Below are 22,503 nucleotides of genomic sequence, written 5' to 3'. Positions count from 1 at the left end.
AGCCAAAACCATAAAAAAGGCGCATTTCGCGCCTTTTCACTTAAAACCTACATTTAGTTTCGTCATTAAAGATCTTGATGTGGGCCAAACACCTCGTAGTGAATACGCTCAGCAGCGACTCCTAATACGAGTAATTGCTGTTTAATTGCAGCCATAAACCCCGTTGGGCCACAGATGTAGAAATCACCTTCTTCAAGCGGTAGCTGCTCAGCAACAGCGCTGACATTCATCAATCCAGTAAACTCAGCTCCCTCGCCACCTTGATTAAACCAAGTGTAGTAATTTAATCGAGTATGCGCCGCGGCTTGCTCCGCCAAAAACTGACTAAATGAATGCTGCAGGATATTTTCACAGGCGTGTAAATAGGTGACCGCTTGATTCGATGTATCACATAATAATGTTTGTAGCATTGCCAGCATCGGTGTTTGACCAACGCCCGCAGAAATTAATACCACAGGTTTTTTATTTGCGCGTAAAAAGAAGTCTCCAGCCGGTGGATAAAGCTCCACAACGCTGCCCACATCAAGTGAGTGCAAATAATTAGATACAATCCCCGCTGCTGGCAATAACTCTTTTTTCACGCTAATACGGTAATTTTCACCATTACTTTGCTGAGAAATAGAGTATTGGCGTATCTCACTATACTGTGCATAAGCTGGTTTTACTTTGATACCTAAATACTGCCCTGGTTTATGAGTCATTACCGCTTTACCATCGACTGGCACTAAAGTAAAACTGGTTACTAACTCTGATTCAGGCTGTTTTTTAGCAATAACAAATGCTCTAGTACCCGACCAGCCACCGTGGTTATTTTTACTGTGCTCGTATAGTGCCGCTTCTTCGGTAATACAAATATCAGCAAGTAGTGCGTAAGCCTCACGCCATGCATATTCAACTTCAGCTGTAAATTGCTCAGGGATCAATTCTTTTAAAGTGCCAATCAGGTGTCCGCCAACAATTGGATAATGCTCAGGTAAAATATGCATGCTGGTATGCTTATGATTAATGCGTGCCAGCGCCTCTTTTAATACGGCTAAATTATCAATATTTTGCGCATACGCAGCCAAGGCATTAAATAATGCAAATTGCTGACGGCCACTACGTTGATTGGCCATATTAAAAATATCCTGCAGCTCAGGGTTATGACTAAACAGCCGGTTATAAAAATGCTCCGTGACAACGGTGCCCGCCAGCGCCAATAAAGGCGCTGTGCTTTTTACTATTTCAATGGTTTTATCAGATAACATACAACTTCCTTTAACCACGACGCCCATCAACACGACGCCGCGTTAAAATAGGAATACAGTGGAATAAGAACAATAAAAATGCCACGATCCACAGTACAGCACTCAGCTGCCATGCGATGTGTGGCCCAATAACAACAGGTAATAACGAACGAATAATTGCTGCAATAAACACTAAAGCAAACGCCACAGCCATAAAGTGAGGAATAGTTAAAGGGCGGCCAGTATGACCATGAGATACCCGCGTCATCATCGCTAAGATCATCATGCCAATCGTACCTATAGTGATCATATGCAGCGCGTCTTTAAACAAAATAACCGAGCTGTAAAAACTCAGCGCAAGCAATACTAAACCAAGCCCAAGAGCTAGATAGGAGAAGTGCAACGACCATAACAGTGGTACTTTGAGCATTTGATTATTCCACCACAACAATGAGCGACTTAAATGCACTACAGCAACAACAGCCAATGCCCAACCAGGATTAACGCTTGCTATAAATAATTGGCTGATAAAATAAAGCGCGACAGCAAACAATGAGCTGTAAAGCAGCACTTTATCTAAACGAGGAGTACGCACTTGCTCCGCTAAACCAAGACCACGAGCAGTAAAAAAAGGTAATACCCGCCCAGCCACCACACCGACAAGTAAGGTCATTACTAGTACTGCGGTATCGGCGACTGCCAATGCAAGTAGCATGTTTTGTTGTATTGCTAAGCATAAATAAATAATATTGAGCACACACAATGCGCTTAGCATCGGTAAAAATTGGTAGTTATTTTTATTGCCAGCTTTAAGGAGCATATTAGCCAGCGCCATAACTGCACCTAACCACCAAAGCAATTGGAACAATAACACCGCATATAAACTAAAGTTTTCAATACCTGCACTGGTAATAAAAAACGCAACACGAGCTGCTAGCCACACTAGGGTTAGCAACATCAATTTACGACCATTAATACTCGCAACCCCGGTCCAAGTTTGTGCTGCGGTTAATAAAAACCCCACAGCTACAGCGCCTGCAAAGCCAAACATCATTTCATGGGCATGCCAAAGTGTTGCTGGCATAGTCAATTGCCATCTGGCATGGCCTGTTAAAATGAGTAACCAATAACTAATCGACAAAACGGCCAACAAGCCAGCTCCTAAAAAGTAGGGCCGAAATGCTAACATCCATAACGGCCATTGACTGACTTGATAAAAACGCACTTTTTTGGGCATTGGTTCGGTTAAATTGATTGCTCGCATCAGCGTATTAGACTCATCTATCTAGGTATTTATAACACGCTACTGCACAAGCCGAGCCAAGATTTAAACTGCTTATTATTCAACATATTAACTATTTTACTATTGACAAAAAAGTCTTTATGACTCACCTTTAAATAAGATAAAAACACATTTGAGTCATTTTGACATGGCAGATAAACAAAGCTTACTTAATGTCGCCCTTGTGCTTGCTAAAGTGAGCGACCAAAAGCAGCCTTTTCAGCAGTTAATTCAGTGTATCAAGCAAGTAATACCCAGTGACGCTATTGCACTGCTTACCTTACAAGGCGATGTGTTAAAACCACAAGCTATTCATGGACTGACGCCTGACACCCTAGGACGACGCTTTGTAATAAACGAGCATCCACGTTTACATGCCATTTGCAACGCTAAGCAACCATTACAGTTTGCCCATGATTGCCCAATTCCTGATCCGTACGACGGTTTACTATCGAGCAAAACTGGCGATATCCCTGTTCATGCTTGCTTAGGCATCCCCCTACTTGATAGCGAAGATAACTTACTCGGTGTGATCACCCTCGACAGTCTCGATGCAAATGCATTCGACAGTTTTGACCTTGAGCTATTTACTCAACTAGGTACGCTTTGCACCGCGCATTTGCAAACTGTATTAAAACTGCAGCAATATCAAAACCACGCGCAACATAGTAGCGCTTTAGTGCAAGAGCTAAACCGCGAAGCGCTTACCCGCGATGGTGCAGAGATCATCGGCCAAAGCACGGCCATGCAAGCCCTTCGAAGCGATATAAAACTAGTGGCGGCTTCTGAGTTTAGTGTCTTGATCCAAGGTGATACTGGGGTAGGTAAAGAGCTAGTAGCACGCAATATCCATCTTCATTCAAAGCGTAGCGAAATGCCGTTAATTCACTTGAATTGTGCATCATTACCAGAGAACCTCGCCGAAAGTGAATTTTTTGGCCACGCCAAAGGCGCATTTACCGGCGCCCATAATGCACGTCAAGGCAAGTTTCAGCTGGCTGATGGTGGCACCTTATTTTTAGATGAAATTGGTGAACTACCACTTGCCATGCAAAGTAAACTATTGCGCGTCTTACAAAGTGGTGAAATCCAAACGGTTGGCGAAGATGAAGTAAAATACGTCGATGTAAGGGTTATTGCGGCTACAAACAGGCATTTAAAAAACGAAGTCGCTCAAGGGCGTTTTCGAGCCGATTTATATCATCGGTTAAGTGTTTACCCGCTCAACGTTGCGCCACTTAAACAACGCGAAAACGATGTAATTCTACTTGCAGGTTACTTTGTTGAAAGAACAGCCCGTAAGCTAGCTATCAAACAACTCAAACTCAGCGTCGAAACGCAACTACTACTCACTCAATATGACTGGCCGGGAAATGTGCGAGAACTTGAGCATGTGATCAGCCGTGCAGCATTAAAAGCCAAACAAAGCCAGTGGCAGCAAGCAATAATTACTATTGAACCTGCTCATTGTGAACTTAACCTAAGTACAAATAACCCAGCGCCTGTCGCATTAACAACTGCCGATAACAATAACATAAATAAACAAAATTTCTCGCTCAAACAAGCAACGGATACATTTACTCAGCATTTAATCAGCCAACAGCTAGAACAACATAATTACAACTGGGCCAGTGCAGCACGAACATTAAAAGTTGATCGCGCTAACTTAGTGCGATTAGCCAAACGTCTCGGTATTACAGTAAAAAAATCTATTTAATGTGTATTTTATACACCCAAACTTGGCTATAGTGCCAACTGGTGTAAAACCACAATAAACATCTAAACAGGAGATATTTGATGATTGTATTAAACCCCCTTGCTGGGCAAGTAAGTGCTTAATTTTATTTTTTAATATTAAGTTTTGCCCGGCCATTAGCCGGGGCGCTGTTGATAGCTAAAATTTAACAGCAAACCCCTTTGTTATTTTTACTCTTTGCAGTAATGGGGTTATATGAATACTAATTTAAGTTTAAGCCAACTGGGTTGGCGTGCATTTTTCCAACAACAACTTACGCTCAATGATTTAGAGCACACACTGATTGCACGGATCATTACCTATCATCGCGACCACTTTGTTGTACAGAGTGAGCAGGGTTGCCACAAGGTATTGGTAAATTCAGATCATCCCCCCTTAACTGTGGGTGACTGGATATTACTTACGCAACACAACGAACACTGGCTGTTTACCCGATTGCTTGAGCGCTTAACATTGCTCAGTCGCAAAAGTGCGGGAAGTAAATTAAGTGAACAGCTTATTGGCGCTAATATTGATACTTTGTTTATTGTCAGCTCGCATAATCAAGATTTCAATCTAAGCCGCTTTGAGCGCTACTTAGCGTTAGCATATCAAAGTGAGTGTTTACCCGTTGTTGTACTGACCAAACGCGATCAATGTGCAGAACCAGAGCAACATATAGCACAACTAACTGCGCTTGATAATCACTTAACCGTGCTGTCTGTTAATGCATTAGAGCGTGGCAGTGTTGAGCAATTAATGCCATGGTGCGGCAAAGGTCAAACATTAGCTTTTGTTGGGTCTTCGGGTGTAGGTAAATCCAGCTTAGTTAATAGCTTATGTGAACAGCAGCTAAGTGACACTGGTGCAATTCGTGAGGACGATAGCAAAGGTCGCCACACCACGACTCATCGAGCATTGCATGTTCTTAACGTAGGAGCGCTGTTACTCGATACTCCCGGCATACGAGAGCTGCAACTAAGTGACTGTCAACAAGGTGTAGAGCTTACTTTTAACGATATAAGTGAACTGGCGCAGCAGTGTCGATTTGCCGATTGTAGTCATCAGCTAGAACCCGGTTGTCAGGTGCTAGCTGCGTTACAAAAAGGCTTATTAACGCAGCGGCGTATCACTAATTATCAAAAACTGTTAAAAGAGCAGCAACGCAATACTCAGAGCCTTGCGCAATTACGTAGCCAAGATAGAAGCTTAGGTCGGTTTTATCGTAACGTACAAGCAGACATGCGTAATTTAAAAGGACGTTAATTAATTTTTCTCAGTCGTTAAACAAAACGTGGCTAAATACTGTTTAGCCACGTTTTTGCTGATAGAAAGATTAACCAGCTAAATTACGCGAGCTTATGCTCCTTAAAATACGCTTTTAAAAGCTGACTGAACGCCTGTACCTTAGCTGTTCGGTGCACTAAGTGATGGGTTACTAGCCATAAATCCGTTGGCCAACTCAGTTCATCCGCTAGTATTGGTACTAAATCAGCATACTGCGCCGCCACGTCATGCTGCATCCCGCCAATTCCCAAGCCTTTAACAATCGCACGGGTTGCCTCTGAGGTTTCAGACACGCGTAATTTCACTTGTGAAGTTGGTATATTTTCATCAACCCAAACAAAATAAGGCACTTTGCCATTATAGCCGGCCACCCCCGAAACAAAATTATGCAACGGCAATTGCTTAATACTTTTTGGCACGCCATGCTTATCAATATAACGCTTTGATGCATAAAATCCTGACGACAAATGCGCCAAATGCTGGGCGATATAATCACCTTCATCAGGACGAGGACCTGCGCGTACCGCTATATGTGCTTGGCCGTGATCAAGACGTAACCGGTTTTGATCAAGTATCACTTCCAGCTGCACTTGCGGATGTAAACTTTGAAATTGTTCACACACATCACTCAGTACATCAATAAAACCACTGACCGTTGTAAGCAATAAACTACCACGCAAAGTACTATCTGCGGCAATAATATCATTGTGTAAGCGTTCAAGTTCACTATTAATAGACTGCGCTGCTGTAAAGAGTTTAGCGCCAATCTCAGTTACTTTATAACCCCGGGCATGACGATGAAATAAACGTGCATTTAAACTTTGCTCTAGGTTATTAATGCGCCTAAGTACCGTACTGTGATGGACGTTGAGCTTTTCAGCCGCCGCTGTTAACGTTCCTAACCGCGCAACTTCATAGGCTACTTTTACATCTTGCCAGTCATCAAATTGAATCGCCATACCTGCCCTTAACCTTAAGTGTGCGTATATGCACATAAGTTTTGCGTTTATTTGGCTTTTCTGCAAGTAAATATTTGCTAAAGTAGTTAACAGGCAAACCCAACTACGTTATTGAAGGCGACCACCATGACAGCACCAAAAATTATTGCCTTAGCAGGCAGCTTACGTAAAGACAGCTTTAACCAAAAATTGATCAATGAAGCAGCCCGCTTTGCATTAGAAAGCGGTGCAGAAGTTGAAGTAATTAAACTGGCAGATCTAAACTTACCCATGTTTGACGAAGACGTTGAAGCGCAAGGCACACCAGTAGGAGCTCAGTTATTAAAAGACAAACTACGCGCTGCAGATGGCATCTTACTTGCCAGCCCTGAATATAACGGTTCAATTACGGCGGTACTAAAAAATGCCATTGATTGGGCATCACGTACTGAGCAAGGCGCAGTTCCAGCATTTCGTAACAAGGTAACGGCTTTATACGCCTCATCACCGGGAGGCTTAGGTGGCTTGCGTGGTCTAAACCACGTTCGCGATATTTTATCGGGTATCGGCAGCTTGGTATTGGCAGATCAACTTGCCGTACCTGCAATTCACACTTTGCTTGATGAAAATGGCCGCATTAGTGACCCTGTGACAGCAGAACGAATTGCAGGCCTTGCTCAGCAGCTCGTCAGCGTTGCCAGCAAATTAAATAAATAAACCGCTTAAGAAAGCTTTGTCGCTGCTAACTTGGCAGCGATAAAATCCTCATGCGCGACATACAACAAGTTAGAAACACGGCGAATTACATACTCTTCTTGCGGATCTAACTCACCATCGGCATACGCTAAGCGCCATAGCAGCTCTATAATTTCAATGCGTTGCTCTGCGCTGCATTGATCATTAATTTGTTTAGAAAACTGAAAGTAATCAATCGCGTCATCCAAACTTTTTCCTGCGCTTTGCATTAGCTCACTAACGTCTTCATCACTCAAATTAAAATACTTTTTTAAAGTCAGAGATAACGTTTTCAATTCATCGTCTTGCTGCTCGCGATCAGCACGCATGACTTCAATCAATAATGCCGCTACAGCCGTTTTCAAATCATGCTCTTGCAGCTGAGCTGGTTGCTCATCAAAAGCTGAAAATAGTTGTTTTATTTGTTTGAACATCACATTTTCCCTTTTTGGGTGTTAGACTTACAGCATAACTCGTTGCATCACTGTAATTAAATAGTGCGCTCAATACAATAATGGAGTTAAAGGTTTATGAAAGGAAAAACAGCAAATAGGCTAGTAATTATCAGTGCACTGGCACTATTAATAGGCAGTAATGCGGTATTAGCAGAAAAAGGTGAAACCGAAAAACTCTATGACTTTGATGAAAAAGTCCATTATTACCAAACAAAATTAGACGCAAATAACTATCATCTAGAAATTCAATCTGACGACTATCAGCACTTTAAAAATCAAAGTGTATTTTTATTGCGCCATGCTGACCGTTTATGCCGTGGTAATCCGTTTATGCTAAAAGTGACTGATGGTGTACAAGAGTATGATCGTTTCCCAACCAAACCCCGCGCCTATCAGCCACCTTTAACGGTATTACTACAATGTGAGACAAAGCCCAGCAAAGACTAATCTTTAGTCTTTATAACCCCAAGGCGCTGGCGGTGGTGTAATTGGTTTTGTTAAATCAAAATCAACGCGAAACTCGCGGCCTTGGCGAATTAAACGATAAGTAAACTTTTCAGGGTAAATATACATCTGCCATGTATTACCGATAGATTGTGGAATACCTTGGCTAACAAACAATTCTTTTGAATACTGATCCGCAGGGAACGACTGCACGTTAGCAAACCCAGCATCAACCGTATGACCACCGTACATAGTCGATACATCATCAGTCCCATCTTGATGGCGATGATCGTGTTTTAAACTCAAACCACTACCGGTTTTGGTAATGATCCACGTACGTGATGCATCATCACCTACATGAAACGGTACTTGTAACTCGCTATCAGTGCATTTACGAACATGCATGACTAATTTTTTACCCGCAAACGAGCTAGGACCAGTGGCATTATCAACCGTTACTTTACCCTCAAAAGCTTTACCACAATAGGCGGCAATATTATCAAAAAAGCCATCATGAGTTGGGATAGATACCAAAGGCGCAGGGCGAGCAAACGCCGCCGTAGACGCCAGCAATAAAGTTGCCGCAGTTAATAATTTCATAGCATGTTCCTAAAAGTATAAAGTTGCAGCTTAGCCTGTTAATAAATACAAAGGAAGTAATCGCGGTGAATGGTGGTCCAGCGGTGAGTAAGCTAAAAAAGTTTGCAAGCCAACCATAAAATAGCTTAAACGGCTTTTTCAGCTCGGCTTTTCATCAACTTTAATAGTGAATTATGAAAGTCTTGAAAAATAACCTCACCCCATAATCGAGAGTAAATAGTAAAGTTGGTATTATCTTCAACAGTGGTTTTTAACGTTAAAACGGTTTGTCCATTAGCGGTTTCTGCTAAATAATAGCCTCCATAAAGAGGAGAAAAATATTCTCCACCTAGCTTTACATGTTTATCTAGTGCGTTGTCTGGAATCAAATCAGGGTCGATATCAAACTGGTAGAGCACTTGTTTATTTGGCTGCCAATCGGTTATAACTTCTTTAAATACAATGTTCTTTTGCCATTTACTGGTTCTCACTGCACCTACACCTTGTGCATCCATATCCGCCTGCAAAGGGCGAGGAATACCTATTAATTGCGAAAATGACATTGGGAACTCTTCGTCTGCAATGTAACTTACATTCGCCAATTGCCGCCAAACAACATCTATTGGTGCATTGATAACAATTGAATTTTTAACTTCGTATGTTTGCGATAGCTTTAAAAAATTCACCTCTAGCGGTGATAAAATCAAAGGTATTAATGCCACTGACATGACGACTTTTTTACTTTCTTTTTCTAATTTACGATGTACAAATCCAGCTAAGACTCCTCCTATACTTGCAAATAACATAAATGCTGGTAGCGCCATGGCGACACAGATACTCCCCTCTAAAAGAGTGACTACACTGACCAGTAAAAATACAAAAATAGGCTGCCAAGCCTTAACTGCCATTTGCTTATAAGACATTGATTTATTGAGTTTGCATTCAAAATAAATACGAATATAGCCAATCGCAATGGGGACTAAAAACATAAAAGAAATAGTGACTAAACTGCCGAAGTTAAACGCATCACTAAACTCTAGAAATACCCGTATAGATATGCCGTAAAGCACACCTAAAATAATGCCTATATATTTTGGAGAAAGCGTTCGCATAAATAGTTCTTTCAATGTTTAATTGCCAATAATGTTCCGAAGTTAACAACTATTTTTAACCGCAGCAATAAAAAACGCGGCCTGAGCCGCGTTTCATTGTTTAATAACTTTTAAACCTTTACTGCCAAGGGCGCTCAGCGTTAAGCTTTGCTTCAAAGGCGTCAATTTGTGGGTTGAGGGTTTCGGTGACACCGATAAAATCTAAACCACTTAATAAACGCTCTTTTACGTCTTTGCGAATATCAAAGCTAATTGGGGCAAACTTGTTACTGGTAAGCACCTGATTTTCAAGGTCGATGTCGATATGAATATCGTCATGTTGCTCACTCAATACAAACAAGTCTTCCAATGTTTGCGCTGGTAGTGCAATAGCTAGCATCTGGTTATTGCCACAGTTATTAAAGAAAATATCAGCAAAGCTTTCCGCTAAAATCACTTCAAAACCATATTGCTTAAGCGCCCATGGTGCATGTTCACGTGATGAGCCGCAGCCAAAGTTATCGCGAGTTAGTAATATTTGCGCGCCTTGGTAACATGGCCGATTTAAAATAAACTCAGGGTTTGGCTCGTCGTTATCTAAATAGCGCCAATCATAAAACAATGCCGCATCAAAACCATCACGGCTGGTTGAGGTTAAAAACTGCTTGGGAATGATTTGGTCGGTATCGACGTTGTTTTTATCAAGTGGGGCCATTAAGCCACTAAAATAAATGCTCATTAGGCTTCTCCTCTAATATCAACAAAGCGACCATGAATAGCTGCCGCAGCGGCCATTGCAGGGCTTACTAAGTGTGTACGACCACCACGGCCTTGGCGACCTTCAAAGTTACGATTTGAGGTGGATGCACAGCGCTTGCCTGCACCTAAGCGGTCATCGTTCATGGCTAAGCACATTGAGCAACCCGGTTCACGCCACTCAAAACCAGCAGCTTTGAAAATATCAGCTAGGCCTTCATCTTCAGCCTGTTTTTTCACCAAGCCAGAGCCAGGTACGATTAACGCCTCAACACCAGCAGCCACTTTTTTACCTTCAACAATCTGTGCGGCGGCGCGTAAATCTTCAATTCGGCTGTTGGTACATGAACCGATAAATACCGTATCTACGCTCGCTGACGATAACTTATCACCGGCCGTTAAACCCATGTATTTAAGCGCGCTGCGAATCGCATCAGCTTTAATTAAATCAGGCTCTTGATCTGGATCTGGAATGCATTCATCAACACCAATAACTTGCTCAGGGCTAGTGCCCCAAGTAATTTGCGGCTGAATGCTACTCGCTTCTAGTTCAACTTTTAAATCAAACTGCGCGCCTTCGTCAGTTTTTAAGGTTTCCCAGTAGACAACTGCAGCTTCAAAATCATCGCCTTGTGGAGCAAATGGGCGGCCTTTTAAGTAATCATAAGTAATTTGATCCGGTGCGATTAAACCTGCTTTTGCGCCCATTTCAATACTCATGTTACACAATGTCATACGCGCTTCCATTGACAGTGCTGCAATGCCTTCACCACAAAACTCTGCCACATAACCTGTACCACCAGCGGTACCTAGCTTACCAATCACCGCCATGATCAAATCTTTGGCTGTCACAGTTGGCCGTAGTACACCATTAATTTGAATTTTTAATGACTTGGCTTTTTTCTGTTGTAGTGTTTGCGTCGCGAGTACGTGCTCAACCTCAGACGTACCAATACCATGGGCCAGCGCACCAAATGCACCGTGAGTAGAGGTATGGCTATCACCACAAACAATGGTAGTGCCAGGTAAAGTAATACCTTGCTCAGGCCCCATTACATGCACTATGCCTTGGTTAATTGAGTTTAAATCGTAAAGTACAATACCAAACTCTTTACAGTTGGCATCAAGCGCCATCAATTGGTTTTTTGATACTTCACTGGCGGCATCTAATGAGCGGCTTTTGGTCGATACATTATGATCCATCGTTGCGATGGTTTTTTCAGGACAACGCACTTTACGGTTTTTCTCTCGCAGGCCAGCAAAAGCTTGCGGCGATGTCACTTCATGTACTAGATGACGGTCAATATAAAGTAAATCGGTTTGCTCATTAATACTAGCAACTACATGTGCTTGCCAGATTTTATCGTATAACGTTTGGGCCACTTGCTGATCCCCTAATTTGTTTGACTCGCCGCGTGACGGTGCAGCGAGTGAATAATTGTTTAAATACGTGCTGTTTTATATACGAGCGACAATTGCTGCGGCAACGTCTTGCGTTGTATAACCTGCATTTGGGTAAATATCCGGTGTACCTACGCCTGCTTCGACCGCTTCGGCTACTGCTTTTTCAATGCTGCGCGCCGCTTCATCTTGGCCTAGTGAATAACGTAGCATTAACGCGGCACTTAAAATTTGTGCGATTGGGTTTGCAACCCCTTTGCCAGCAATATCAGGTGCCGAACCACCAGCAGGTTCATACATACCAAAGCCTGACTGATTTAAACTTGCCGATGGCAATAAGCCCATAGATCCGGTGATCATCGCGCATTCATCTGACAATATGTCACCAAATAAGTTATCACACAGTAACACATCAAACTGGCTAGGTTGTTTAACCAGTTGCATTGCCGCGTTATCAACGTAAATATAATCAAGGCTTACTTCTGGGAAGTCTTTGCTTACTTCGGTTACTACTTCGCGCCATAATACACTTGATGCTAATACGTTGGCTTTATCAACCGACGTTACATGGTTATTACGTAATTTTGCTGCTTCAAAGGCAAAACGTGCAATGCGTTCAATTTCTTTGCGTGAATAAGTTTGTGTATCAAATGCGGTTTCTTCAGCCCCTTCGCCACTGCGGCCTTTTTCGCCAAAGTAAATACCGCCGGTTAGCTCGCGCACGCATAAGATATCAAAGCCTTTTTCGCTTATATCGGCACGTAATGGCGATGCAGCGCTCAGTGCTGGTAATAGTTGCGCTGGGCGTAAGTTACAAAACAAACCAAAGTGTTTACGTAGTGGCAAAAGTGATGCGCGCTCTGGTTGCTCATTGGCAGGAAGATGCTCCCACTTTGGACCGCCTACTGAACCAAACAAAATTGCATCGGCACTTTCACACGCTGCAAGGGTTTGATCGGGTAACGCTTTACCAAATTGATCAATCGCAGCGCCGCCAATGGCATGATGATGACGAGTTAAAGTAAAACCAAATTTACTGCTCACAGCATCCAATACCTGCTCTGCTGCTGCCATTACTTCTGGGCCGATACCGTCGCCTGCTAATACTGCAACGCTATAATTTGATTGACTCATCCTGCTTTCCTTTGTTGTTTTAAATCAGACACTTTTTGTGCGCGATAAATTAAGTTATAAACGCGGATCATGGCGCGTACTGACGCCTCAACCACATCCGCTGCAATGCCCGCGCCGTGATAAGGGCGGCCATCGTATTTAGCTATTATATTTACTTCACCTAATGAGCTGGCACCTTCACCGGTCGCCTCTAGATTAAATTCAATCATTTCAACAGCCATACCCGTTAAACGTTCAATCGCTAAGAATGACGCCTCTACAGGGCCATTGCCGGTAGCCGCTTCTTGTTTAGACTCTCCGCCAATCGTCATCCCAATCGTTGAGCTTGCTACTGATTGCGAGTTAGACGTTGAGTTAACAAACTCTAATTGGTATTTGTCGTCTTTATCACTGATTTGGTTAAAATAAATCATCGCTTCAAGGTCATAGTCGTACACTGTACCTTTTTGATCTGCAAGGGTTAAGAAGCTTTCATATAGGCTATCCATATCGTAATCAGATTTTTGATAGCCTAATTCTTCAAGGCGGTGCTCAATAACATGACGACCCGAACGTGAGGTCATATTTAATTGGTTATTTGGTACGCCGACGCTTTCTGGTGACATAATTTCATAGGTATTTTGCGCTTTTAATACACCGTCTTGATGAATACCTGAACTATGGGCAAAAGCATTCTCGCCAACAATCGCTTTGTTAGGTTGTACTGGCATATTACAAATTTTCGCCACTTGGCGTGAGGCGCGATAAATCTCTTCACTGCGAATATCGGTATACACTTTTAAGTGGTCTTGGCGCATCTTCATGATCATCGCCACTTCTTCAAGTGAACAGTTACCCGCACGCTCACCAATACCATTAATAGTACATTCGATTTGCCGTGCACCGGCTTGCACCGCTGCAACAGAATTGGCAACAGCCAAACCTAAATCATTATGACAATGTACACTTAACCGCGCTTTATCAATATTTGGCACGTTATTCATTAAATGGCGGATCATCGCCGCGTATTCGTCTGGCGTAACAAAACCAACTGTATCTGGTAAGTTGATGGTTGATGCACCGGCATTAATCGCCTGCTCAACAATTTTGCATAAATCCCAATGCGGTGTACGGCCTGCGTCTTCGCATGAAAATTCCACATCATCAGTATAATTACGGGCAAGCTTAATTGATTTAACCGCCATGGCTGTCGCATCATCTAAGCTCATACGTAGCTTGTGTTCTAAATGCAAAGGGCTGGTAGCAATAAAAGTATGAATTCGACTTTGTTGTGCTGTGCGAAGTGCTTCGCCACAGGCTTCAATATCTTTAGCAACAGCGCGTGCTAAACCACAAATAATAGGGCCTTTCACTTCTGTCGCTATACGTTGCACTGAACGAAAATCGGCAGGGCTCGAAACCGGAAAACCTACTTCCATCACATCCACATTTAGGCGGCTAATAGTATGTGCCAGCTGGATTTTATCTTCTTCAGTCAGGCTCGCTTTAAGCGCTTGCTCACCATCACGTAAAGTGGTGTCGAAAATCCATACTTTATCTTGTTCTTGCATAATCTACCCTTAATTCTCTGCTGCCCTGGATGCGAGATAAAAAAAACCCCGCGATATGCGGGGTTTTTTGTGTTTACTTAATGCAAATACACTAATCCCCGCTCACGTGCGCTTGCAGTAAGAGGTTCAGTTTTAATGTAATTAAATGAGTGTTTTGCATCGTCTTTACTAAATGTGTGTGTTCAGTGAGCCCTATTTTTAACACTTCAAAACTGCGCATGCAAGCATAATATTTCCACAAAAAGGAATTTAACACCACTCAAAAAGAATTAACAATCCAAAAAGTTAAATTTAAAGCATAGATTAATACAAAAAACCAAAAATATAAGCCTATTAAACTAATCAGCTTAAAGCCTACGCTTAGATTAACTCTTTGCTATTTTTTACTCTTTATTACCATCTCGCACATAATTACTAGCGCCACGCGTTATATAACGTAATTGCCAAATTAAACGCTCGACTAACTCTTCTCGTTGTTGCCCTTCTATGTCTAATGCTTCAGCACCGGCATTAAATACTAGCGTGACCATAGCCTCTGCTTGAATATACGCATGAGTTGCATCGCACGGGGTTTCGCTTTCAAGATAATGAGCAAGCTCTAAAATAAAGTGTTTAATTTCACGGGCTACAGCGGCACGAAATGCTTTAGAGGTGCCGGAGCGTTCACGCAGTAATAATCTGAATTGATTACTGGAGTTATCAATAAACTCCATAAAAGTAACAATCGAGGTGGTGATAATGCTACCGCCACTGGCTATACGGCGGCGCGCTTGGCGCATTAGCTGGCGCAGCGTTAAACCGGCTTCATCGACCATGGTTAAACCCAGTTCATTCATGTCTTTAAAGTGGCGGTAAAATGAGGTTGGTGCTATACCTGCTTCACGGGCAACTTCACGTAAACTTAAATTAGAAAAGCTATGATCGGCGCTTAATTGGTTAAATGCCGCTTCAATTAAAGCTTGTCGTGTTTTTTGTTTCTGTTGCGCGCGAACACCCGACATGAACTACTCCTGATTTAATTTAAATCAATTTATGGTGATTTTTATCTTAATTCTCCAGTCTAATACTTGACGGCAAGAGAATGAAATATTATTTTAGCTTACAAGTGTACGCTCAGATTTGAAAAGATGAAAAAACCACCGATTATTTGGACCAATGTCCTATTTTTTAGTATTACTTTTTTGGCTGCTGCCACATTAGTGCCTTGGTATGGGTTTACCCATGGCTTTACCAGTAGTCATTGGATCGCATTTGTTGCTTGTATGTTTTATGCTGGTATGTCAATTACCGCAGGCTACCATCGCTTATGGGCTCATAAAACTTACGACGCTCATCCTGTTGTAGAAGCCTTTTTTGCTTTAGGTGGTGCTTTTGCACTACAAAATAGTGCGCTGCACTGGAGCAGCGATCACCGCGTTCATCATGGCCAAGTTGATGACCCTGTAAAAGACCCTTATGCAGCAACTAATGGCTTTTGGTATAGCCACATAGGTTGGATGTTACGCGATTACCAAGGCGACAGTTATGGTGATTATAGTAATTGTCGTGATTTACAACGCAATAAAATAGTGATGTGGCAACACCGTCATTATATGAAATTAGTATTAGCAACTAATATTGGTATCCCTGCCCTGCTGGGTTTAATAATTGGTGATGTAATTGGCATGCTGTTGTTAGCTGGATTGTTGCGTTTGGTATTGAGCCAGCATTTCACCTTTTTTATTAATTCGGTGGCGCATATCTGGGGCTCTCGACCTTACACCGAAAAAAACACTGCTCGTGATAACGGGGTACTAGCCTTGTTTACTTATGGCGAGGGTTACCATAACTTTCATCATATTTTTGCCAGTGATTATCGCAATGGCATAAAATGGTTTCATTATGATCCCACAAAATGGATGATCCGCGCTTTTGCGGCTGTTGGACTTGCTAAAAAATTAAAACGTACGCCGGTTGAGCGCATCGAAAAAGCCAAAGCCGAAACGTTAATGAATAGAACGCAAAACCGTTTAGCGAAATTGCCTTTAGCGCAAGATAAGCTTACATTATTGCAGCAAGAGTACGATTTATTGCTGAAAAAGCTACAACACTTTTGCGCACTAAAAAAGCAAGTTTTAGAAGTTAAAAAGAATAACATGCTGCAACAATGCGAAAAATCAGCTTTAATGACACAATATCATGAGTTGGAAGCAGCCTGGGAAAATCAAAAGCAGGCGTGGCTTGCACTCAATGCGAGGTTATTAAAAGCCTCTTTTAGTTAATGTAGGAGTGGCTGTGGCCAAACAACAAGTAAAGCAAGAACAACCATCATTTCAATATGATGCAATTATTATAGGCACAGGTCCTGGCGGTGAAGGTACCGCCATGAACCTGTCTAAAAGCAACAAAAAAGTGGCCGTTATCGAACGCCAAGCTGCCGTTGGTGGTGGTTGCGTACATTGGGGTACTATCCCTTCAAAAGCACTACGTCACTCTGTTAGCCGCTATATAGAATACAAAGCAAACCCATTGTTTAATGTGGGTGAGCGCCCTAGTAGGTTAACGTTTCCTGATATTTTGCGCCACGCCAGCTCGGTTATTTCTAAGCAATCAAATTTACGCAGTAGCTTTTACGATCGTAATCGCATTCATATGTTTCAAGGTGATGCTAGCTTTGTTGATAAGCACACAATTGAAATTAAACGTCTTGATGGGTCAACCGAACGACTAACTGCTAAAACCATTGTTATTGCTACAGGTTCTCGCCCTTATCGCCCACCTGAAGTCGACTTTACCCATTCTCGTATTTACGACAGCGATACTATTTTAGGCCTAGAGCATGACCCTCATCGTGTGCTTATTTACGGCGCTGGTGTCATTGGTTGTGAGTATGCGTCTATTTTTAAAGGTTTAGGTGCAAAAGTCGATTTAGTTAATACTCGCGACCGCTTACTCGCCTTTATGGATGCTGAAATCTCAGATGCTTTAAGCTATCACTTTTGGAATAGCGGCATTGTGATCCGCCATAACGAAGAGTTTGACCGCATTGAAACCCGTGATGATTGCGTTGTTATGCATTTAAAATCAGGAAAACGCGTTAAAGCTGACTGTATTTTATTTGCCAATGGTCGCACCGGCAACACTGACGGACTTAACCTTGAAGCGGTTGGCTTAAAAGCTGATGGCCGCGGGCAGTTAAAAGTTAATGAAACTTACCAAACCGAGGTCGATAACATTTATGCCGTTGGTGATGTCATTGGCTACCCAAGTCTTGCTAGTGCAGCGTTTGATCAGGGTCGAATTGCAGCCGATGCAATTGCCTGTGGTAATTGCGATGAAAAACTAATTATTGATATTCCGGCAGGTATTTATACCATCCCTGAAATGAGCTCAGTAGGTAAAACAGAGCAGCAGTTAACCGCCGCGAAAATCCCTTATGAAGTCGGCAGAGCTCAATTTAAACATTTAGCGCGAGCACAGATTGCTGGTACCGAAGTGGGTAGTTTAAAAATATTATTCCACACTGAAACCAAAGAAGTACTGGGTGTGCATTGTTTTGGCGAGCGTGCCTCTGAAATCGTGCACATTGGCCAAGCCATTATGGAACAAAAAAATGGCGGCAATAATATTGATTACTTTGTAAATACCACCTTTAACTACCCAACTATGGCTGAAGCCTATCGTGTTGCGGCGTTAAATGGTTTGAATCGACTGTTTAAATAAACACGTTGAGACAGCTAATAAAAAGCCCGCTTACTGATAAGCGGGCTTTTTTGATTATAAATGACAGTGCTTGTTACAGCTGCAGTTACTTATGATATTGCGCACTAAACTCATGTACGGCATTAATAAATACACCCGCGTTTTCAGGATCAACATCAGGCGTAATACCATGGCCTAAGTTAAATACATGACCTTCACCTGTGCCAAAATCTTCAAGGATAGTCGCTACTTCTTGGCGAATACGATCTGGTGTGCCATGTAACATTGATGGATCCATATTACCTTGCAGAGCTACTTTGTCGCCGACACGGCGCTTAGCATCGCTAATATTAATTGTCCAATCGAGACCAATTGCATCACACCCCGTTGCTGCTATCGCTTCAATCCATTGACCACCATTTTTAGTAAATAACGTAACGGGCACTTTGCGGCCATCGTATTCACGAATTAAACCATCAACGATTTTGTGCATGTACTGCAATGAGAACTCTTTATAATCACGCGGGCTCAATACACCGCCCCATGAGTCAAACACCATTAGAGACTGCGCACCGGCTTTAATTTGTGCATTTAAGTAATCGATCACTGAATCAGCAAGCTTATCAAGTAACAAATGCAGTGTTTTTGGCTCAGCAAATGCCATTTTTTTGATTTTGCCAAAGGTCTTGCTGCTCCCGCCTTCAACCATATAAGTAGCAAGTGTCCAAGGTGAACCCGAGAAACCAATTAGCGGTACTTCGCCTTTTAGTTCACGACGGATCGTGCTTACGGCATTCATAACATAACCAAGCTCATCTGTTGGATCGAGCTTTGGAATTTTTTGTACATCAGCAAGTGATGAAATTGGACGCTCAAATTTAGGACCTTCACCGGTTTCAAAATACAAACCTAAGCCCATCGCATCTGGAATCGTTAAAATATCACTAAATAAAATAGCGGCATCTAATGGGTAACGACGCAGCGGCTGTAATGTTACTTCACAAGCGAGCTCAGCATTTTTACACAGGCTCATAAAATCGCCCGCTTGTGCACGAGTTGCGCGGTATTCTGGTAAGTAACGCCCTGCTTGGCGCATCATCCATACCGGAGTCACATCAACTGGCTGTTTTTGTAGTGCACGTAAATAACGGTCGTTTTTTAATTCGCTCATAGCGTAAAGGATCCTAAAGCTGATAGATATTGCGCAGATTGTATCACCATATCGCACACCTCTCTATCGCTATGGCACTAATTAACCTTAGTATTGATACAGATTAATAATCTATTTTAAGATGCTTGCTTGGTACAAAATTAATACAACAAACAATAACATTTGAAATTTTTTATTAATATGTTTGCAACATAGTAAAAACCTTGGTATAACTTGTCCCGCGTTAACAATAAAAACAATAAAAATTACATAACAATAAAAATAAAAATCTTCTAATAACAATAAGAAAGCTTGTTTAAACAAGTCATGGAAAAAGAAATTAACCACCTTTATGGTGGTTTTTTCTTGCCTGAAACAATATAAACGATTTGTATTTTATTAAAAAAACTGTTTATATATCATATAGTTCTTGTTTTATTACAAAATTATAAAAAAAATGTGTTGATCTTTGCGGCATATTTCATTGTTATAGAAGAAACCAACCCAGCTAAGGAGAATGATAATGCTGACGCGTTTGGAAAAAGCTCAACAAAAATGGGGTGGTAGCCACACCGTGATCGACAAATGGCTCTCAGAACGCCAAGAACTATTAGTTTTATATTGTCGTATTGCTGGCTTTTCACCGTATGATAAAAAAGACCATGCCTTACCTGACCAATTACAGATCCAAAATTTTTGCCAACTATTGATGGATTATTTATCTGCTGGTCACTTTGAAGTGTATGACGACATTGCCAAGGCATGTGAGCAAAAAGGCCCTAATAGCCAGCAGCTTGCCAATGAACTTTATCCACGAATTTCGCAAACTACTGACATTGCACTTGATTTTAATGACAAATATGCAGAGGTGGATAAAGAAGATTTACTCAATGATTTTGATGACGACTTATCAAAACTTGGTGAAACACTTGAGCTGCGTTTTGAGTTAGAAGATGAGTTGATTGATAATTTATATTCTAATCACACCTAGATAATACACACAATTATTACGTTACAAGGAGCTAAGCTCCTTGTTTGCTGTTTACTTTAAGTCTTTTCTTACCCATCTATAAATTTAATATTCCCATAACACCCCATAAAATTGAAATTTATATTTCAATGATGTAATTATAGCCTTATTGTGCATTAAAACTACACAGGCTCGCCATGAATAAACGTACATTTTTGAAATCTGTATCACTCCTCAGTGCAGGGTTACTCGCAGGCAATAGCGCTCAAGCAGCTAACCTATCAAGTCAAACTGCACTAAGTTTAAAAAAGCCGAACGCCTTACCAAGCAGAGGCACAATTGGTGTAGCTAGCCCATCAGCAGCAACAGCAAATCAAAAAGACATTATTTTAGCTAAGCAAGTAATTGAAGCACTTGGCTATAATGCTAAGTTAGCACCTAATATTATGGCTAGACGTGGCCACCTTGCGGGCACTGATACACAACGTGCAGACGATCTTAATGCGCTGTTTAACGACAGCAGTGTTGATGCTATTTTTTGCTTACGAGGTGGCTCTGGGGCGGCACGTATTTTACCCCTACTGGATTATGCAATGATCCGTGCTAACGCCAAACCGCTGATGGGCTACTCAGATATCACCGCACTTCATAACGCGTTGCTGGCTAAGGCGGGTATTGTTAGTTTTCATGGACCTAACGCCTCTAGTGATTGGAATCCATTTCATGTTAAACAATTTAAACAAATGTTTGAGCAACAAACCCGCATGCACTTTAGCAACTTGCCAAAAGCCGAGGATGAATTGGTTAATAGCCAATACCTCACCCAAACCATCACACCAGGTAAAGCGACTGGACAACTTATCGGCGGTAATTTAACTGTACTAACAGCGCTGGCTGGCTCAACTTATTTACCACAATTTGACGGGGCTATTTTATTTTTAGAAGACATTGATGAAGCACCTTATCGGATTGACCGCATGCTCAGCACTTTAAAACTAATGGGTGCACTGGACAAAATAGCGGGGTTTGTATTTGGTGACTGTAACGATTGCAGCCCGGGAAATGGCTATGGCTCATTGACGCTAGATGAAATTTTTGCAGATTATATAAAACCGCTGGCTATCCCTGCCTACCGAGGGGCGATGATTGGCCATATAAAACGACAGTTCATATTACCGGTCGGTACGCAAATCGAACTCAATGCTGATACTGGTACGTTGACTATGAAAGAAACCGCCTTTAGCTAAGATTTTAGCAACAAAAAAAGGGGCTAATTAGCCCCCTTCTCACACAGAATAAATAATTACTCTGCAGCTGCTGCTTGCTCTTCATTTTGAATTTCAAGTAATTCAACTTCAAAAACAAGTGTTGAGTTAGCTGGGATCTTACCTAAGTCACGATCGCCGTATGCTAGTTCTGCTGGAATAGTAAACTTATACTTAGAACCTACAGGCATAAGTTGTAAACCTTCAGTCCAACCAGCGATTACGCGGTTAAGTGGGAAAGTCGTTGGTTCGTTACGAGCATACGAACTATCAAATTCAGTACCGTCAAGTAGTGTGCCTTTGTAGTGTACTTTAACTACGTCAGTTGCTACTGGCATTTCACCATCACCTTGAGTGATCACTTCGTACTGTAGGCCTGATTCAGTTACTGTTACGCCTTCTTTCTTAGCGTTATCAGCTAGGTATTTTTCACCTTCAGCTTGGCTTTTTTCAGCTTCTACTTTGGCATGTTGCTCTTGCTTAGTACGTACTGACGTATCAAGTGCAGTTAATACTTCACGAATTTTCTCTTCGTCAATTTTTGCGTCGCCAGCAAGGGCATCTTCAAAACCACGAATTAATAATGCTTGGTCAAGCTCAATGCCTAACTCTTTTTTATCAGCTAAATCTTTATTTAAAAAGTTACCAACAGATGCACCAATACCGTATGCTTGTTGTTGTACTTCAGTTTCAAGTTTAACAGGTGCTTGTTCTTGTTTTGCTTCTTGATTACAAGCTGTTAGCGCTAAAACTGACGCTGCAATCAATGACAATTTAATCGTCTTTTTCATTTTAAATCTCCGACACACTTTGCAGATGTCATT

At 41.9% G+C, this 22,503-nt stretch carries 21 protein-coding genes; 8 read left to right on the top strand and 13 right to left on the bottom strand.

Annotation, left to right across the window (positions count from 1 at the left end; genetic code table 11):
- Positions 1-65 precede the first annotated feature (65 nt).
- Both hmpA and PSR9079_RS03170 read right to left on the bottom strand, forming a co-directional pair.
- The gene (gene hmpA / locus PSR9079_RS03175) at positions 66-1,247 is read right to left on the bottom strand and encodes an NO-inducible flavohemoprotein (RefSeq protein WP_149980418.1); all 1,182 of its coding nucleotides are present in this window, start codon (positions 1,245-1,247) and stop codon (positions 66-68) included.
- 10 nt (positions 1,248-1,257) lie between these two features.
- Positions 1,258-2,490, bottom strand: coding sequence for an NnrS family protein (locus tag PSR9079_RS03170; RefSeq protein ID WP_149980417.1), 1,233 nt, complete (start codon positions 2,488-2,490; stop codon positions 1,258-1,260).
- Positions 2,491-2,656: 166 nt separating this feature from the next.
- Between PSR9079_RS03170 and norR the strand changes: the two genes are divergently transcribed.
- Together norR and rsgA are read left to right on the top strand one after the other, a co-directional pair.
- Positions 2,657-4,225: a nitric oxide reductase transcriptional regulator NorR gene (norR, locus tag PSR9079_RS03165; protein WP_149980416.1), complete on the top strand. Its 1,569-nt coding sequence runs from the start codon at positions 2,657-2,659 to the stop codon at positions 4,223-4,225.
- A gap of 234 nt (positions 4,226-4,459) precedes the next feature.
- Positions 4,460-5,509 (top strand): ribosome small subunit-dependent GTPase A, encoded by a 1,050-nt coding sequence (gene rsgA, locus PSR9079_RS03160; RefSeq protein WP_149980415.1) that lies wholly within the window; start codon positions 4,460-4,462, stop codon positions 5,507-5,509.
- An 83-nt stretch (positions 5,510-5,592) separates the two neighbouring features.
- Here the strand turns inward: rsgA and PSR9079_RS03155 are convergent, their stop codons facing one another.
- Entirely contained in the window at positions 5,593-6,489 is an 897-nt protein-coding gene (locus PSR9079_RS03155; RefSeq protein WP_145242443.1) for a LysR family transcriptional regulator, read from the bottom strand.
- Between the two features lie 126 nt (positions 6,490-6,615).
- On the opposite strand from PSR9079_RS03155, the gene PSR9079_RS03150 reads away from it, so the two are divergent.
- The gene (locus PSR9079_RS03150) at positions 6,616-7,185 is read left to right on the top strand and encodes an NADPH-dependent FMN reductase (protein ID WP_145242441.1); all 570 of its coding nucleotides are present in this window, start codon (positions 6,616-6,618) and stop codon (positions 7,183-7,185) included.
- Positions 7,186-7,190: 5 nt separating this feature from the next.
- Here the strand turns inward: PSR9079_RS03150 and PSR9079_RS03145 are convergent, their stop codons facing one another.
- Positions 7,191-7,637 carry a tellurite resistance TerB family protein gene (locus tag PSR9079_RS03145; protein WP_145242439.1) on the bottom strand — a complete coding sequence of 149 codons (447 nt, stop codon included), beginning with the start codon at positions 7,635-7,637 and terminating at the stop codon, positions 7,191-7,193.
- A 96-nt stretch (positions 7,638-7,733) separates the two neighbouring features.
- On the opposite strand from PSR9079_RS03145, the gene PSR9079_RS03140 reads away from it, so the two are divergent.
- The gene (locus PSR9079_RS03140) at positions 7,734-8,105 is read left to right on the top strand and encodes a hypothetical protein (protein ID WP_145242437.1); all 372 of its coding nucleotides are present in this window, start codon (positions 7,734-7,736) and stop codon (positions 8,103-8,105) included.
- Positions 8,106-8,108: 3 nt separating this feature from the next.
- Here the strand turns inward: PSR9079_RS03140 and PSR9079_RS03135 are convergent, their stop codons facing one another.
- The 7 genes from PSR9079_RS03135 to fabR all read right to left on the bottom strand — a co-directional run bounded on the left by PSR9079_RS03135 (position 8,109) and on the right by fabR (position 15,614).
- A complete protein-coding gene (locus tag PSR9079_RS03135; RefSeq protein WP_149980414.1) occupies positions 8,109-8,702 on the bottom strand; it encodes a hypothetical protein in 594 nt (197 codons plus the stop codon).
- Between the two features lie 125 nt (positions 8,703-8,827).
- The gene (locus PSR9079_RS03130) at positions 8,828-9,793 is read right to left on the bottom strand and encodes an SRPBCC family protein (RefSeq protein WP_149980413.1); all 966 of its coding nucleotides are present in this window, start codon (positions 9,791-9,793) and stop codon (positions 8,828-8,830) included.
- A 118-nt stretch (positions 9,794-9,911) separates the two neighbouring features.
- Positions 9,912-10,511 carry a 3-isopropylmalate dehydratase small subunit gene (gene leuD, locus PSR9079_RS03125; RefSeq protein ID WP_149980412.1) on the bottom strand — a complete coding sequence of 200 codons (600 nt, stop codon included), beginning with the start codon at positions 10,509-10,511 and terminating at the stop codon, positions 9,912-9,914.
- A complete protein-coding gene (gene leuC / locus PSR9079_RS03120; protein ID WP_149980411.1) occupies positions 10,511-11,911 on the bottom strand; it encodes a 3-isopropylmalate dehydratase large subunit in 1,401 nt (466 codons plus the stop codon). The genes leuD and leuC overlap by 1 nt, the downstream gene beginning before the upstream one ends.
- Positions 11,912-11,986: 75 nt before the next feature.
- Positions 11,987-13,063, bottom strand: coding sequence for a 3-isopropylmalate dehydrogenase (gene leuB, locus PSR9079_RS03115; RefSeq protein ID WP_149980410.1), 1,077 nt, complete (start codon positions 13,061-13,063; stop codon positions 11,987-11,989).
- Complete coding sequence (gene leuA / locus PSR9079_RS03110) at positions 13,060-14,613, bottom strand: 2-isopropylmalate synthase (protein ID WP_149980409.1); 1,554 nt, start codon at positions 14,611-14,613, stop codon at positions 13,060-13,062. The genes leuB and leuA overlap by 4 nt, the downstream gene beginning before the upstream one ends.
- A 383-nt stretch (positions 14,614-14,996) precedes the next feature.
- The gene (gene fabR, locus PSR9079_RS03105; protein WP_149980408.1) at positions 14,997-15,614 is read right to left on the bottom strand and encodes an HTH-type transcriptional repressor FabR; all 618 of its coding nucleotides are present in this window, start codon (positions 15,612-15,614) and stop codon (positions 14,997-14,999) included.
- Between the two features lie 126 nt (positions 15,615-15,740).
- Between fabR and PSR9079_RS03100 the strand changes: the two genes are divergently transcribed.
- Together PSR9079_RS03100 and sthA are read left to right on the top strand one after the other, a co-directional pair.
- A complete protein-coding gene (locus PSR9079_RS03100) occupies positions 15,741-16,874 on the top strand; it encodes an acyl-CoA desaturase (protein ID WP_145242414.1) in 1,134 nt (377 codons plus the stop codon).
- Positions 16,875-16,887: 13 nt separating this feature from the next.
- A complete protein-coding gene (gene sthA, locus PSR9079_RS03095; RefSeq protein ID WP_145242412.1) occupies positions 16,888-18,315 on the top strand; it encodes a Si-specific NAD(P)(+) transhydrogenase in 1,428 nt (475 codons plus the stop codon).
- Positions 18,316-18,400: 85 nt separating this feature from the next.
- Here sthA and hemE read toward each other — a convergent pair whose 3' ends face one another.
- Positions 18,401-19,465 carry a uroporphyrinogen decarboxylase gene (gene hemE / locus PSR9079_RS03090; RefSeq protein WP_149980407.1) on the bottom strand — a complete coding sequence of 355 codons (1,065 nt, stop codon included), beginning with the start codon at positions 19,463-19,465 and terminating at the stop codon, positions 18,401-18,403.
- Between the two features lie 502 nt (positions 19,466-19,967).
- Here hemE and rsd point away from each other — a divergent pair.
- The gene (gene rsd, locus PSR9079_RS03085) at positions 19,968-20,435 is read left to right on the top strand and encodes a sigma D regulator (RefSeq protein WP_145242408.1); all 468 of its coding nucleotides are present in this window, start codon (positions 19,968-19,970) and stop codon (positions 20,433-20,435) included.
- 176 nt (positions 20,436-20,611) lie between these two features.
- Positions 20,612-21,661: a S66 peptidase family protein gene (locus PSR9079_RS03080; protein ID WP_145242406.1), complete on the top strand. Its 1,050-nt coding sequence runs from the start codon at positions 20,612-20,614 to the stop codon at positions 21,659-21,661.
- A 56-nt stretch (positions 21,662-21,717) separates the two neighbouring features.
- On the opposite strand, the gene fkpA is transcribed toward PSR9079_RS03080, so the two are convergent.
- Positions 21,718-22,470 carry an FKBP-type peptidyl-prolyl cis-trans isomerase gene (fkpA, locus tag PSR9079_RS03075; protein ID WP_145242404.1) on the bottom strand — a complete coding sequence of 251 codons (753 nt, stop codon included), beginning with the start codon at positions 22,468-22,470 and terminating at the stop codon, positions 21,718-21,720.
- Positions 22,471-22,503: the final 33 nt, after the last annotated feature.

The organism is Pseudoalteromonas rhizosphaerae (assembly GCF_902498845.1).
GTDB classification, from domain to species: Bacteria; Pseudomonadota; Gammaproteobacteria; order Enterobacterales; family Alteromonadaceae; genus Pseudoalteromonas; species Pseudoalteromonas rhizosphaerae.
The sequence above is the reverse complement of the archived record's forward strand: the minus strand, read 5'-3'. Positions and strand labels throughout refer to the sequence as shown.

What these genes read in the sequence shown, in the direction of transcription:
- leuA (WP_149980409.1), bottom strand. Translation starts at nt 14,613, where the DNA reads ATGCAAGAACAAGATAAAGTATGGATTTTCGACACCACTTTACGTGAT.
- hemE (WP_149980407.1), bottom strand. Translation starts at nt 19,465, where the DNA reads ATGAGCGAATTAAAAAACGACCGTTATTTACGTGCACTACAAAAACAG.
- fkpA (WP_145242404.1), bottom strand. Translation starts at nt 22,470, where the DNA reads ATGAAAAAGACGATTAAATTGTCATTGATTGCAGCGTCAGTTTTAGCG.
- leuB (WP_149980410.1), bottom strand. Translation starts at nt 13,063, where the DNA reads ATGAGTCAATCAAATTATAGCGTTGCAGTATTAGCAGGCGACGGTATC.
- PSR9079_RS03130 (WP_149980413.1), bottom strand. Translation starts at nt 9,793, where the DNA reads ATGCGAACGCTTTCTCCAAAATATATAGGCATTATTTTAGGTGTGCTT.
- PSR9079_RS03135 (WP_149980414.1), bottom strand. Translation starts at nt 8,702, where the DNA reads ATGAAATTATTAACTGCGGCAACTTTATTGCTGGCGTCTACGGCGGCG.
- PSR9079_RS03140 (WP_145242437.1), top strand. Translation starts at nt 7,734, where the DNA reads ATGAAAGGAAAAACAGCAAATAGGCTAGTAATTATCAGTGCACTGGCA.
- fabR (WP_149980408.1), bottom strand. Translation starts at nt 15,614, where the DNA reads ATGTCGGGTGTTCGCGCGCAACAGAAACAAAAAACACGACAAGCTTTA.
- leuD (WP_149980412.1), bottom strand. Translation starts at nt 10,511, where the DNA reads ATGAGCATTTATTTTAGTGGCTTAATGGCCCCACTTGATAAAAACAAC.
- PSR9079_RS03170 (WP_149980417.1), bottom strand. Translation starts at nt 2,490, where the DNA reads ATGCGAGCAATCAATTTAACCGAACCAATGCCCAAAAAAGTGCGTTTT.
- PSR9079_RS03150 (WP_145242441.1), top strand. Translation starts at nt 6,616, where the DNA reads ATGACAGCACCAAAAATTATTGCCTTAGCAGGCAGCTTACGTAAAGAC.
- rsgA (WP_149980415.1), top strand. Translation starts at nt 4,460, where the DNA reads ATGAATACTAATTTAAGTTTAAGCCAACTGGGTTGGCGTGCATTTTTC.
- PSR9079_RS03100 (WP_145242414.1), top strand. Translation starts at nt 15,741, where the DNA reads ATGAAAAAACCACCGATTATTTGGACCAATGTCCTATTTTTTAGTATT.
- PSR9079_RS03155 (WP_145242443.1), bottom strand. Translation starts at nt 6,489, where the DNA reads ATGGCGATTCAATTTGATGACTGGCAAGATGTAAAAGTAGCCTATGAA.
- rsd (WP_145242408.1), top strand. Translation starts at nt 19,968, where the DNA reads ATGCTGACGCGTTTGGAAAAAGCTCAACAAAAATGGGGTGGTAGCCAC.
- PSR9079_RS03145 (WP_145242439.1), bottom strand. Translation starts at nt 7,637, where the DNA reads ATGTTCAAACAAATAAAACAACTATTTTCAGCTTTTGATGAGCAACCA.
- hmpA (WP_149980418.1), bottom strand. Translation starts at nt 1,247, where the DNA reads ATGTTATCTGATAAAACCATTGAAATAGTAAAAAGCACAGCGCCTTTA.
- norR (WP_149980416.1), top strand. Translation starts at nt 2,657, where the DNA reads ATGGCAGATAAACAAAGCTTACTTAATGTCGCCCTTGTGCTTGCTAAA.
- PSR9079_RS03080 (WP_145242406.1), top strand. Translation starts at nt 20,612, where the DNA reads ATGAATAAACGTACATTTTTGAAATCTGTATCACTCCTCAGTGCAGGG.